The organism is Serratia sp. 2880STDY5682894, from assembly GCF_001537385.1.
GTDB classification, from domain to species: Bacteria; Pseudomonadota; Gammaproteobacteria; order Enterobacterales; family Enterobacteriaceae; genus Serratia; species Serratia nevei.
Map to the genome: position 1 here is coordinate 168,955 of NZ_FCJA01000004.1, position 12,471 is coordinate 181,425.

At 60.3% G+C, this 12,471-nt stretch carries 16 protein-coding genes; 5 read left to right on the forward strand and 11 right to left on the reverse strand.

The genetic code is table 11. The features are described 5' to 3' along the window. Positions 1 to 29: 29 nt before the first annotated feature. The 5 genes from AWX27_RS11405 to AWX27_RS11425 form a co-directional block, all read right to left on the reverse strand. On the reverse strand, positions 30 to 821 hold the full coding sequence (locus AWX27_RS11405; protein ID WP_060422096.1) for an ABC transporter ATP-binding protein: 792 nt from the start codon (positions 819 to 821) through the stop codon (positions 30 to 32). Positions 822 to 836: 15 nt separating this feature from the next. Next, positions 837 to 2,447 (reverse strand): ABC transporter permease, encoded by a 1,611-nt coding sequence (locus AWX27_RS11410; RefSeq protein ID WP_230200982.1) that lies wholly within the window; start codon positions 2,445 to 2,447, stop codon positions 837 to 839. Between the two features lie 595 nt (positions 2,448 to 3,042). Beyond that, entirely contained in the window at positions 3,043 to 3,732 is a 690-nt protein-coding gene (locus AWX27_RS11415; protein ID WP_060422105.1) for a trehalose-6-phosphate synthase, read from the reverse strand. A 13-nt stretch (positions 3,733 to 3,745) separates the two neighbouring features. Next, entirely contained in the window at positions 3,746 to 4,156 is a 411-nt protein-coding gene (locus tag AWX27_RS11420; RefSeq protein WP_033636925.1) for a GNAT family N-acetyltransferase, read from the reverse strand. A 29-nt stretch (positions 4,157 to 4,185) separates the two neighbouring features. Then, positions 4,186 to 5,556, reverse strand: a complete 1,371-nt coding sequence (locus tag AWX27_RS11425) for a glutamine synthetase family protein (RefSeq protein WP_060422109.1) — start codon at positions 5,554 to 5,556, stop codon at positions 4,186 to 4,188. Between the two features lie 245 nt (positions 5,557 to 5,801). On the opposite strand from AWX27_RS11425, the gene AWX27_RS11430 reads away from it, so the two are divergent. Next, positions 5,802 to 6,119: a hypothetical protein gene (locus tag AWX27_RS11430; RefSeq protein ID WP_060422113.1), complete on the forward strand. Its 318-nt coding sequence runs from the start codon at positions 5,802 to 5,804 to the stop codon at positions 6,117 to 6,119. On the opposite strand, the gene AWX27_RS11435 is transcribed toward AWX27_RS11430, so the two are convergent. The 5 genes from AWX27_RS11435 to AWX27_RS25075 all read right to left on the reverse strand — a co-directional run bounded on the left by AWX27_RS11435 (position 6,110) and on the right by AWX27_RS25075 (position 8,071). Further along, positions 6,110 to 6,505, reverse strand: coding sequence for a hypothetical protein (locus AWX27_RS11435; RefSeq protein ID WP_060422116.1), 396 nt, complete (start codon positions 6,503 to 6,505; stop codon positions 6,110 to 6,112). The genes AWX27_RS11430 and AWX27_RS11435 overlap by 10 nt on opposite strands. Before the next feature lie 13 nt (positions 6,506 to 6,518). Next, complete coding sequence (locus AWX27_RS11440) at positions 6,519 to 6,911, reverse strand: hypothetical protein (RefSeq protein ID WP_060422119.1); 393 nt, start codon at positions 6,909 to 6,911, stop codon at positions 6,519 to 6,521. A 27-nt stretch (positions 6,912 to 6,938) separates the two neighbouring features. Next, positions 6,939 to 7,328 carry a hypothetical protein gene (locus tag AWX27_RS11445; RefSeq protein ID WP_060422123.1) on the reverse strand — a complete coding sequence of 130 codons (390 nt, stop codon included), beginning with the start codon at positions 7,326 to 7,328 and terminating at the stop codon, positions 6,939 to 6,941. After that, positions 7,328 to 7,489: a hypothetical protein gene (locus AWX27_RS25375; RefSeq protein ID WP_230200983.1), complete on the reverse strand. Its 162-nt coding sequence runs from the start codon at positions 7,487 to 7,489 to the stop codon at positions 7,328 to 7,330. The genes AWX27_RS11445 and AWX27_RS25375 overlap by 1 nt, the downstream gene beginning before the upstream one ends. Before the next feature lie 129 nt (positions 7,490 to 7,618). Continuing rightward, positions 7,619 to 8,071: a putative T6SS immunity periplasmic lipoprotein gene (locus tag AWX27_RS25075; protein ID WP_154618181.1), complete on the reverse strand. Its 453-nt coding sequence runs from the start codon at positions 8,069 to 8,071 to the stop codon at positions 7,619 to 7,621. Positions 8,072 to 8,521: 450 nt separating this feature from the next. On the opposite strand from AWX27_RS25075, the gene AWX27_RS11450 reads away from it, so the two are divergent. Continuing rightward, a complete protein-coding gene (locus AWX27_RS11450) occupies positions 8,522 to 8,821 on the forward strand; it encodes a helix-turn-helix domain-containing protein (protein ID WP_060422127.1) in 300 nt (99 codons plus the stop codon). Here AWX27_RS11450 and AWX27_RS11455 read toward each other — a convergent pair. Further along, positions 8,811 to 9,728 (reverse strand): LysR family transcriptional regulator, encoded by a 918-nt coding sequence (locus AWX27_RS11455; RefSeq protein ID WP_060422131.1) that lies wholly within the window; start codon positions 9,726 to 9,728, stop codon positions 8,811 to 8,813. The two genes, AWX27_RS11450 and AWX27_RS11455, sit on opposite strands and share 11 nt — an antisense overlap. A 168-nt stretch (positions 9,729 to 9,896) precedes the next feature. On the opposite strand from AWX27_RS11455, the gene AWX27_RS11460 reads away from it, so the two are divergent. From AWX27_RS11460 to AWX27_RS11470, 3 genes are read left to right on the forward strand one after another with little or no spacing between them, the layout of a single operon-like run. Further along, entirely contained in the window at positions 9,897 to 10,595 is a 699-nt protein-coding gene (locus tag AWX27_RS11460) for a CoA transferase subunit A (RefSeq protein ID WP_049212496.1), read from the forward strand. Between the two features lie 11 nt (positions 10,596 to 10,606). Continuing rightward, positions 10,607 to 11,260 carry a CoA transferase subunit B gene (locus AWX27_RS11465; RefSeq protein WP_019453268.1) on the forward strand — a complete coding sequence of 218 codons (654 nt, stop codon included), beginning with the start codon at positions 10,607 to 10,609 and terminating at the stop codon, positions 11,258 to 11,260. Between the two features lie 13 nt (positions 11,261 to 11,273). Then, entirely contained in the window at positions 11,274 to 12,458 is a 1,185-nt protein-coding gene (locus AWX27_RS11470; protein ID WP_060422134.1) for an acetyl-CoA C-acetyltransferase, read from the forward strand. Positions 12,459 to 12,471 lie beyond the last annotated feature (13 nt).

The following is a 12,471-nucleotide window of genomic DNA, read 5'->3' on the forward strand; positions in this document are numbered from 1 at the left end:
AGTTCCCCAAGTGGATGAAAACAGGGCCGTTAACCGGCCGATTGCGCTTGCGCGATTTTTTTGTACAGGCAGCTGCGGATCCGATCGGTGAGGTGCCGCAGGCTTTCCCGGTTGCGCGCCGCACGCGGGAGGTTGACGCTGAATTCGTCGTCGATCCGTTTGCTGGTTGCGTCCAAGATCAGCACCCGATCGGACATCAGCACCGCTTCTTCGACGTCGTGCGTCACCATCACCATGGCGCGCGTGCGCAGCCGGTTGTCTCCCCACAGCGCCAGCAGGTCGCCCCGCAGTTTTTGCGCGGTAAAGATATCGAGGGCGGAGAAGGGTTCGTCCAGCAGCAAGAGGTCGGGCTCTACCGCCAACGCCCGGGCGAAGCCCACCCGTTGACGCATGCCGCCCGAGAGCTCGCGCGGCCAGGCGTGCTCATAGCCGGTCAGGCCCACCAGGCGCAGCAGCGCTCCCAGCCGCTCGGCGATCGTCTGCGGCGGCAGCCGTTGCGCCAGCAGCCCGAAGGCGATGTTGTCGTACACCGTTAGCCAGGGATAGAGCGCGTAGGACTGAAACACCATGCCGACGTTGGTGCTCGGGCCGTCGACCGGTTTGCCCGCCAGCGTGAGCGTGCCGCTGTCCGCTGGGATCAGCCCGGCCAGCATGCGCAGCAGCGTGGACTTGCCCGAGCCGGATTGCCCCAGAATGGTGACGAACTCGCCGGCGTGCACGGTCAGCGTCACGTCGTGCAGCACGGGTTTGGGGCGCTTGTTTTCGCCGATAAACGTCTTGTTCAGCCGGCGGGCGCTGATAATCACGTCTTGAGTCACCATGTGGTTCCCCCTTGATCAGTCATATTTGAATTTGGTTTCCGCGATGCGATACAGCGGTTGCCAGACGAAGATGATGCACAGCGCCACCAGCGCGCACATGGCGGCGCAGCCCAGCGCAGACTCCGGGTTCTTGCCGGCGTCGGTGACGACGGAAATGAACGCGCCCAGCCCGGTGGCGCTGAGGGTGGTGCTGCCCCACTGGATCACCTCGGCGGCGATGGCGCTGTTCCAGGCGCCGCCGGCGGCGGAGATGATGCCCGTCACGATGTAGGGGAAGATCGCCGGCAGCATGTAGTAGCGCCACCAGCGGAAGCGGCGCATGCCGAAGGTTTCGCTGACTTCGGTGATCTGCGTTGGAATGGCGGAAACGCCGGCGATCACGTTAAACAACACGTACCACTGGGTGCCCAGCATGATCATCGGGATGGCCCACCAGCCGAGATCCTGATGATAAATGGCGATGAAGGCGGCGATCAGCGGGTAGAAAATGTTGGGCGGAATGGCCGCCAGGATCTGGATGATCGGCTGGAAGATCTTCACCAGCCGCGGATTCATGCCGATCCACACCCCCAGAGGCGTGAAGATCGCCACGCTGAGCAGCATGGCCGCGGCCACGCGCGCGGTGGTGAGCAGCATCCATTCCGGCAGCATCGCGAAGTACTGTTTGGGGAAGTATTCCCACAGCCGGTAACCGAACCAGACGCAGGCCAGCACCACGCCGAGATACCACAGGCTGCGCCACAGCCAGTTCCCCTTGGCGGCGAGCCTGAACAGGCGGTGCAGGCCGAGGGCGTACCACAGCCGCGGCAGCTTGAACAGCCACAGGTCAGCCAGCGCGCGCAGCGTGCGGCCGAGCGCCGCGCCGACGTGCGAGAAGGCTAGGCTGTTGTAGAACCACGGATTGCCGAGCGGCCGGCTGGCGGTGACGTCTTCGTATTTGAAGCGCGCGGTATAGCGCACCAGCGGGCGGAAAACCAGCTGATCGAGCAGCACGATGTTGGCGGCCAGCGCGACGATCGCATACAGGATCGCCGGCACGTTCTGCTGCGCCAGCGCTTCGGCGATGTAGGAGCCAACGCCGGGCAGTTCGACCGAGCGATCGCCGACCGGAATGGCTTCGGAGGCCACCAGGGCGAACCAGGCGGCGGATTGCGACACCATGGCGTTCCACAGCAGGCCCGGCACCGAATAGATGAACTCCAGCCGCCAGAAGCGTTGCCACGGGTTGTAATTGAAGCTGCGGGCGGCTTCATCCAGCTCCTTGGGCACGATGCGCAGCGTCTGATACAGCGTCAGCATCATGTTCCAGGCTTGGCCGGTAAACACCGCGAAGATGGCGGTGCACTCCAGCCCCATTGCGCTGTGCGGGTAGAGGTTGAGAAAATACACGGTCGTGAAGGTCAGGAACCCCACCAGCGGCACCGACTCCATAAAGTTGACGAAGGGCAGGATCACCCGGCGCAGCGGCGTATAGCGCGCGGCCAGCACGGCGAATACCACAGAAAACAGCAGCGACCAGGCCATGCCGAGGAGAAAGCGCATGCTGGTTCTGAGCGAATAATAAAGCAGGTTCCAGGCATCAAGACTGATGGCAGAGACGTTTTGTTCATTGAAGTCACCGTGCATGTCACCCCAGGCACGAATAAAAAAGGCAATGAAAAAAACACCGATGGCGATAACGATAAAGTCGTTTAAATAAGACTTTCTGAAAATAGATGTACCCCGGTTATTTTGCATAACGCAATACCTTATTTTTCCCATAAGAAATCCGTCGGCGCTCGGGGAATATGCCCGGCGACACCAGATAAATACCGCCGTAGCGGTTGAGACAGACGTTGTTTTCGCAGCGGGGCGATGGGTGGGCCGGCAGAGCGGGAAAGGCCGTCAGAAGGGGAGCAGTTGCCGCATTCCGTGTCTTTCAGAATGCAACCTGGATGGCATTACTGAAAGACGCCCAATAGCATTAGCGTAAAACTAAAACTTTCATCGCCCATGGGGCCCTCCTCGGTTTAAATATGGCAGGGAGAGGGTAATGTGTTTCACTAATAAAAAGCAATTGGTGGAATAGGGTTTTTACGGTTGATATGTAACAGGATGAATATTCATTTTTTAATCGCTATATCCGGAAAATGAAATAACGCATGGTGATGGCAATAAAGGCGGTAAAAATAAATCGCGGCGAAATAAAACGGCGCGCCTGAAGGGGGCGCGCCGCCGTAAATCAATAAACCTGCCTGCCGTTGATGCCGGCGGGGAAAATGCCGGTGGCGAACAGATGCCCGTTGGCCTGGATCTGATCGTCGGGCAGCATCTCCAGCGGGAACTCGGCCGCCAGGCAGCTGAGAAAGGCGTTGCGATCGTCCGTGGTGGTAAAGCCGATCAGATCGTAGAACAGCAGCGAAGCGATCAGCTGGCGATGTTCCGGGATGCGCCGCAGCAGCGCCGCCGACGGGAACGGCAGGTGGAAGAAGAACGCGCAGGCGTTCAGCAGCCCTTGCTCCTTCAGCGCCTGGGCGCAGGGCAGCAACTGGTAGTCGTCGATGCAGACGATGTCGCCGGGGCACAGGTGCTCGCAGGCGATATCGGCAAAACGGCGGTTCAGCTGCCGGTAGGCGCGGTAGTTTTCCGGCGTGAAATGCGCCTTCTCCGGCTGGTTGTGGAACACCGGCCACAGGCCGTCGTGGTAATAGCCCTGATAGTGGCGGCGGAACTCCTCGATCGACAGCGGAAAGGTCACCTGATCGTAACCGGCGCGCTGCCGGCAGCTGATCGGGCGCTGCGCGAAATTCTGCACGTCGCCGTTCCAGCCGAGCCACAGCCCCGGCTCGGCGTCGGCCGCCAGCGTCTGGCCGGCGCAGGCCAGATCCTTACCGTCGCACTGCTTGTTGGAAATCAGCACCAAACGAGACATGGGGGCCTCCTTATCAGTGAAGGGCGCGCAGGGCGTGCGCCGAACCATCGGCGCGCCAGGGCGCCTGCAGCGCGGGCAGCGTGACGCGCAGGCCGCGCAAGGCCGGATGCGCCAGGCAGCAGCGCGTCAGCCAGCTTCCCAGCCCGACGCCGCGGTACTCGGCGCTGACGAACAGTTCGCTCACCGACGCGAAGGTGGCGTAATCGGTCACCATGCGGGCGAAGCCGAGCAGGTGGCGCTTGCGATACAGCCCGAAGCACAGGCCGTGGTGCACCAGGCGCTCGGCCGCCGCCCGATCCGGCAGGCTGAGGAAACGCTGGATCGCCTCGATATCCAACAGCTGCCGATCGGTGCTGATATGAAAAACGCCTTTGCGCCAGCAGAGCAGCGGCTGCACGGGCGCCCGTTGCGGTTGCATATTCATGATTATCCTTAGGTTAATGAACCGGGTGGTTAGAGCATCCAGCCGAGTTCGGCGGCGGTGACCTGTTCCTCGAAGCGGCGTAGTTCGGCGCTTTTACAGGTGTGCCACAGGGTGCAGAACGCCGGGCCGAGCAGCTCACGCAGCGGATCGCTGTGGCGGAACAGCGCCAGCGCCTCCTGCTGGCCGAGCGGCAAGGGCGCGGCGTTGTCGCTCTCGCAGCCGTTGGCGGCGGGCGGCAGCGGCAGCGGATTTTCCAGCCCGTGCAGCAGGCCGCCGAGCATCACCGCCAGCGCCAGATAGGGGTTAGCGTCGGCGCCGGCCAGGCGGTATTCGATGCGCTGGTTGGCGCTGTCGGCGCAGGGCAGGCGCAGCGCCACCGTGCGGTTGTTGTGGCCCCAAGAGGCGCGCAGCGGCACGTGCATGCCAGGGCGGAAGCGGCGGAACGCGTTGATGTTGGGCGCCAGGATCGCCATCGACGCTGGCATCAGCGCCAGCATGCCCGCCATCGCCTGCTGCATGTTGTCGCTCAGTTCGCCCGGCGCGCCGGTCAGCAGGTTCTCGCCGTGCTCGTCCTGCAAACTGATGTGGAAATGCAGCCCGCTGCCGGCGGCGTGGGCGCAGGGCTTGGCCATAAAGCAGGCGTGCTGGTGATGTTGCTCGGCAATCTGCCGCGTCAGGCGTTTCAGTGCCATGATCTGGTCGCAGGCTTCCAGCACGCGCCGGCTGTGATGCAGATTCAGCTCGTACTGGCCGGAGGCGGCTTCGGCCACCACGCCGGTCAACGGCAGGTTTTGCAGGCGGGCGTGCCGTTCGATGTCGCTCAGCAGCGCATGGTGGCGCTCGGGCGCATCCACAGCGAAGCTCTGCGTTGGGCAGGTTTCCGCCTCGGCGGGGTGCTGCGGATCCTGCAGGTAGAACTCCAGTTCGGCCGCCACCACCGGGAAGCAGTTGCGCTCGTGCAGGCGCTTCAGCACCCGTTGCAGCACCACGCGCGGCTCCAGCTCGCAGGCGCCGCCGTCGGCGTTTTGCATCGTCAGCAGCAGCTGGGCGTGGCGTTCGGGATCGCGCGCGCAGGGGCGCAGCGTGCCGGGCACCGGCAGGCACAGACGGTCCGGCTCGCCCGCCCGTTGCCCCAGCCCGCTTTCTTCAATCACCCGGCCGTGCAGATCCAGGGCGTAGATCGACAGCGGGAAGTAGCAGCCTTTCTCCAGCCCAAAGGCTTCGGCGATCGGCAGCCGCTTGCCGCGCAGCTGGCCGTTCAGATCGTGCAGATAAATATCCAGCTGTTCGGTCTGCGGATAGCGCTGCAGGTAGTGTTCCAGCTCTTTGTGGAAGGCGCGCGTTGGCGAAGCGGGCAGCTCCGCCAGCAGCGGATTGAAGCCGATGATATTAGCATGCATGGCGCGCTCCAGAACGACGGCCGGTCACGGCCAGAGGCAGGGATAAACGCATGGGACAACTCTCTTGTAAGGCCATAGCGGCGATGTGAAAAGGGTATCTGCGGCGGCAAAAACTGTCTGTAAAAACGCCGTAACGTTAACGGGGCGCGGAATAAAAATGCCGTAAAGAGTACGGCGGTGTTGGCGGGTTGGCCGCGCCGGCACGGTCTATACTGGCGAAACGGGCCGTTGAAGGAGAGATAACGATGAAGAGAATAGGGCTGCTTATCGCCGCGCTGGCCACGTTCAACGCCACCGCGTCTTCCCCACAGGCGTGGGCCGAGAGCGAAAGGGCGATGCGCGCCGCCTGCCTGAAAGCCAGCGGGCTAAAAAACGCCAGGGTAGAAGGGGCGATCGTTCACTACGGTGATGACGTCGGCTATTCGGCGCTGTTTATCGGCGGGCGCTACCCGCAGCCGTTTATGAAAAACAAGCCGGGCAGGGAGCTGTGCTTATATCAGCGCGCCACGCAGAAGGCGGCGGTGCAGGCGGTGGAGGGGAGCAACGCGTCTGCTCAACTTTGATGATTGATGAGGTAAATAAAAATACAGCCCACGGTGGTAATCATGGCCTCTACGAGCAAAAGTATAAAGTCCATTGCCAGCCACTTCTGTAGCTCAGGAGAGGTGGTTTTTTGCACGAAGTCGTAGGTTTTCGCATCGAGCCAAACCTGATTCCTAATCTTGATTTTTTTCCTCTTCAGGATCCAAAGAAACCACTGTGCCTTCAATGAGGTACCTGGCATGCCGAGGCCGTCGGCAAAGGCGACGTAGGGCGGAATAAAATGTCCGCTGCCGGCGTAACGCTGATAGAAAGCGTCAAACTCTTTTTTATGGCGACGGTAACCAATGAACTGGATGAAGGCGCTTAAAACCAGCAGCGTTGAGCATAATATGGCAAGGGTTTTCATCGAGCAGCCTGAATCACGACATTCTCGCTATTATCATAAAGATCAATGCCATGATGAAGAGCACGCCTTCCAGCGCCAAAAGCGTGCCGTTGTTTTTCATCCAGGTCTGCAAGCGTTCAGATGATGAAAGACGAACAAATTCATAGGTCTTGGCGGGAAGATATTGGTTTTTCTTCACCTTGATTTCCTTGCCGCAAAGGATCCATCTGAACCATTGGACTTTGATGGAGGTACCTAAAGAGCCAAGGCCATCGGCAATCGTGACGTGAGCAGGGACAAAGTGGCCCTGTTGGGTATAGCGTTGATAAAAAACATCGAACTCACGTTTATAGCGACGAGAGTAAATATATTGAACAAGCCAACAAAGTAAGAGCAGCACGGCTGCAATAAGTGATGCTGTTTTCATAAGCCACCGGCTAAGGTTCAAGGGGCGTTATGCCTTGCTTAAAAAAGCAAAGATACACATCAACGTCAAACACCCCATTTTCAGCACGCTTAAGATGAAGTCTTTTCGAAGCCAGTTTTTGAGGCGTTGAGATGTGTTTTCATTCACGAATTCGTAGGTTTTTGGGCTCAGAAAAGCGTTTTTCCCTATCTTTATTTTTCTGCCATTCAATATCCAACGGAACCATTGCGCTTTGATAGATACACCGAGCAAACCAAGGTTATCCGCGAAGATGACAAATGGAGGCAGGGGGTGGGTGCTTTGCACATAGCGTTGATAGAATTTAGAAAATTCGTCTTTATAGCGCCGATAGTAAAAGTACTGAACCAGGGCACTAATCAATGTCAGAGTGAAGAACAGAACGATAGCGATTTTCATTATTCACCAAAAATGAAACCAGTAATGCTGTCGGCGGCTGCACCGCCACCCCAACTGCCAGCTGCGCCACCCAGAGCAGCGCCTGCTATACCACAAGCTAAAATACCGGTACCAAATGTGGAGGCGCCTAAGACGATACTACAAGCTGTCATTGCTAACATCGCACCACCTTCACCCCCCCCAATCCCCGCCGCAGTACTTGCCGCAAAATGACTGTACCCCTTCACCGCGATCTTGGCGCACTCCTGTTCGCGGCCGAAGTATCATCTGAAAATACAATGATGGGTAGCTTAATGATCGCTACGTAATAGTGTCTTTCCATTATGCTCGATGCTCAAAGTAAAGGTTCTCATGTATTTACGCCTTTCCTTATCGTTATTCATCGAGACGCCGAGCAAGACCGAGTATTCTCCCGCAGCCCAGTTTACCTGCGGATAAGTGACGCATTGCCCTGGTTTCAGGTCAGGCAACGGAGTGACTTCTGGTGAGGTCCAGACGATATGCCCTTGCTGTTGTTCCTGCCGTGAGACAATCACTCCCCGGTTTTGCAGGCTGTCGCCGCTGCGAACGCTGTTGATAGGCACTGCAAAGCAAGGTTGATTGTCTTTGAGCGAGACATCCAACGGACGGTACCAGGGGTGAGTGGATTGACAGCCGTTCAGTAGCAGTGCGCATAGCAAAGAGAGATAAAATCGGTGTTCACCGGCCGTAAGTTTTCTGGCGTTTCCTTGAGTTGTGGCCATGGTTTTAATCCGTTAAAACATGAAAAAAACACCATAGCGAAAGTTCAGACATGATTAACCCACTTTGTCACAATCTTTTGCGTTCGCTCACAAGATGGAAAGGCAAATGGATGCTGGGTGCAATCTATTGATTGATATGAAAAATGATTTTATTTCTTTTATATATATTCAAAAATAAAAACGCCGGGTTGCGTGCTTTAATGCCTCGTCAAATCCGCATGTTTTCTTCTCTGTTCGATACTGATTCCGCTGTTCCCGTATCTCGTCGCATTCCATGCTCAAGCCGCAAGGCAATCACCACTGTTTTTTCGAGCTGCCAGGCAAAACGCCAATGGCGGTCTGGAGAAAATTATATATTCCGGTCTATCGTCTTGTCATAGATTGTACTCTATAATCAGGCGATGCCATGTGGACGGTAATGACAACGAAAGAGTTTGCAAGGAGTAACCCATGAGCACCTTAAAGCAACTGCTGGCCTCCCGCACCCCGGAGAGCCGCCGGCACATCGAGGAAATGGCCGAAGAGATGCTGTTTGAAGCGCACCTGCACCAGCTGCGGGAAGCGCTGAATATTTCCCAACAGGAACTGGCGAAAACGCTGGGTATTTCCCAGCCTTCTGTCGCGGCCATTGAAGGGCGCGGCAATGAGCTGAAGATTTCGACCCTGAAACGCTACGTGGAAGCGATGGGCGGCACGCTGCGCCTGGACGTTGAGCTGCCGGGTGGCAAGCACGTCGGGTTTACGGTTTAAGCGCAGGCTGCCCACCACTCCCCGCCATTTCCCGTTCGATCACCGTCGCCAGCGCCTGCGCGGCGGAAGAGAGTTGGTGCTGCGCCAGGCGGATCAGGCCCACACGCCGTTCGATGATCGGGCCGATCAGCGGCACGCAGACCGCCCCCAGCTCATCCATCTGTTTCTCGCACAGCGCCGGCACCGCGCTGGCGCCGAGGCCGTTGGCCACCATGCGCCCGACCGTCACCAGCTGGTGGCTTTCAAACGCCACCTCCAGCGTTCGCCCGCTGCGGGCCAGCTCCTGCTCCAGCAGCAGCCGCACCGCCGATGGCCGCTGCAGGGTGATGAAATCCAGCGTCAGCAGCTCCTTCCAGCTCACCTGCGCCTTGCGCGCCAGCGCCGAATCCTTCGGCACCACCGCCAGAAAGCGATCGCGGCACAGCGGGGTGAAGTGCAGGGTGTCGCTCGGCTCCGGCTCGAAGGCGATGCCCATCTCCACCCGCCCTTCGCGGATCATTTCAAACACCTGTTCGTTGATGACGTCGTGCACCGCCACGTTGATGCCGGCGTAGCGATCGCGAAACGCTTTGAGGATCGGCGGTAGCGGGTTGCCGGCGAACGATGGCATGGCGGCGATCGCCACCTTGCCCATCTGCAGGGTGAAGCGCTGGCGCATCGCCTCTTCCGCGTTGTCCCAATCCGCCAGCAGCTGGCGCGCCATCGGGAAGAAGCTTTCCCCCTCCGGCGTCAGCGTCACCCGGCGGGTGGTGCGCAGCAGCAGCGGCCCGCCCAGCGCGTCTTCCAGCCCACGGATCGCCAGGCTGAGCGCCGGCTGAGAAATATTCAGCCGCTCGCTGGCCTGGGCGAAGTTCAGAGTGTGAGCTACCGCTAAAAACGCACGTAACTGTTTGATGCTCATTTTCATTTTGGCTGGCGTTAACTCTTTGTTAATTGTCGGTTAACGACTGATTAATAAAAATTCTAAATGAATGCGGCATAAAAACAAAATTAACAAATCATTTTTGTGAACTGAAGATGCCCTCACGCAAGCCAGGGCATTTCGCCCTGCGCCGCAACATGCAGGGGCAACGATATGGCAGGGCTCGACAAACGCGTCGGCAGCTACCAGGAAGCGCTGGCAGGCCTGACGGACAACATGACGGTGCTGGCGGGCGGCTTTGGCCTGTGCGGCATCCCGGAAAATCTGATCGAAGAGATCCGCCGGCGCGGCGTGCGCGGGTTGACGGTGGTCTCCAACAACTGCGGCGTCGACGGGTTCGGCCTCGGGCGGCTGCTGGAAACCCAGCAGATCCGCAAGGTGGTGGGATCGTACGTCGGCGAAAACGCGCTGTTCGAGCAGCAGGCGCTCAGCGGCGAACTGGAGGTGGATCTCACGCCGCAGGGCACGCTGGCGGAGAAGATCCGCGCCGGCGGCGCCGGTATCCCGGCGTTCTTCACCGCCACCGGTTACGGCACGCCGATCGCCGAAGGCAAAGAGGTGCGCGAGTTCAACGGCCGCCCTTACATCATGGAAACCGCCATCACCGGCGATTTCGCCATCGTTAAAGGCTGGAAGGCCGATCACTTCGGCAACGTCATCTACCGCCACACCGCACAGAACTTCAATCCGCTGATGGCGACCGCCGGGCGCATCACGGTGGTGGAAGTGGAAGAGATCGTCGCGCCGGGCGAGCTGGATCCGGCGGCGATCCACACCCCCGGCATCTACGTCGATCGGCTGATCCAGGGCACCTTCGAGAAGCGTATCGAACAACGCACCCTGCGGGCATAAGGAGAATTTGCATGCTTACCCGTGAACAAATGGCGCAGCGCGTGGCGCAAGAGCTGCGGGACGGTTACTACGTCAACCTGGGCATCGGCATCCCGACGCTGGTGGCCAACTACGTGCCGGCGGGCATGGACGTGATGCTGCAGTCGGAAAACGGCCTGCTGGGGATGGGCGAGTTCCCGACCGAGCAGCAGCTGGACGCAGACATGATCAACGCCGGCAAGCAGACGGTCACCGCACGCCTCGGCGCGTCGATCTTCGATTCGGCGCAGTCGTTCGCCATGATCCGCGGCGGCCATGTCGATCTAACCGTGCTGGGGGCGTTTGAAGTGGACGTTGAGGGCAACATCGCCTCGTGGATGATCCCCGGCAAGATGGTCAAGGGCATGGGCGGCGCGATGGATCTGGTGGCGGGGGCGGAGAACATCATCGTGGTGATGACCCACGCCTCGAAGGGCGGCGAGTCCAAGCTGCTGCCGCGCTGCACGCTGCCGCTGACCGGCGCCAACTGCATCCGCAAGGTATTGACCGATCTGGCCTATCTGGAAATTGAAGACGGCGCCTTCGTGCTGCGCGAGCGCGCGCCGGGCGTCAGCGTGGCGGAGATTGTCGCCAAAACCGCCGGCCGGCTGATCGTGCCGGAGCAAGTGCCGGAAATGCGTTTCTGAGACGGAGGTGAATGTGCAACAACGTGAAGTGGTGATCGTGGCGGCAACGCGCACGCCGGTCGGCAGTTTTCACGGCGCGCTGGCGCCGTTGACGGCGGTGGAACTGGGCACGGCGGCGGTGCAAGGGCTGCTGGCGCAAAGCGGGGTGGCGCCGCAGCAGATCGATGAAGTGATCCTCGGCCAGGTGCTGACCGCCGGCTGCGGGCAGAACCCGGCGCGCCAGACCGCGCTGAATGCCGGGCTGCCCGTTACGACGCCGGCGCTGACCATCAACAAGGTGTGCGGCTCCGGTTTGAAGGCGGTGCATCTGGCGGTGCAGGCGATCCGCAGCGGCGACGCCGAGGCGGTGATCGCCGGCGGCCAAGAGAGCATGAGCCAGTCGCCTTACCTGATGGCCGGCGCGCGCGCCGGCCTGCGCCTCGGTCACGCGCAGATGGTGGACAGCGTGATCCACGATGGCCTGTGGGACGCCTTCAACGACTATCACATGGGCATCACCGCCGAGAACCTGGCGGAGAAATACGCCATCAGTAGAGAAGAACAAGACAGGTTCGCGCTGCGCTCGCAGCAGAAGGCGCAGGCGGCGCAGCAGGCCGGGCGTTTCGCGCAGGAGATCACGCCGGTGACGGTGCCGAAGCCGAAGGGGGAGGCGTTGCTTGTTAAGCACGACGAACAGCCGCGCGACACCAGCCTGGAGGCGCTGGCGCGGCTGCGCCCGGCGTTTCGCAAGGAAGGCACGGTGACCGCCGGCAACGCCTCGTCGCTCAACGACGGTGCCGCCGTGGTGCTGCTGATGAGCGCGGAAAAAGCCGCCGCACTGCGCTTGCCGGTGCTGGCGCGCATCGCCGGTTACGCTTCGTCGGGCGTGGATCCGGCGATCATGGGCATCGGCCCGGCACCGGCCGCGCGCCGCTGCCTGGAGAAAGCCGGCTGGCGGCTGGAGGAGGTCGATCTGATCGAAGCTAACGAAGCCTTTGCCGCGCAGGCGCTGGCGGTGGGCAAAGAACTGGGCTGGGAGGCGGAGCGGGTCAACGTCAACGGCGGGGCGATCGCGCTGGGGCATCCGATCGGCGCGTCCGGCTGTCGTATTTTGGTGTCGCTGCTGTACGAAATGCAGCGCCGCGGGGTGAACAAGGGGCTGGCGATGTTGTGCATCGGCGGCGGGCAGGGTGTGGCGCTGGCGGTAGAGCGCCCGTAAACAACCGAGGAGG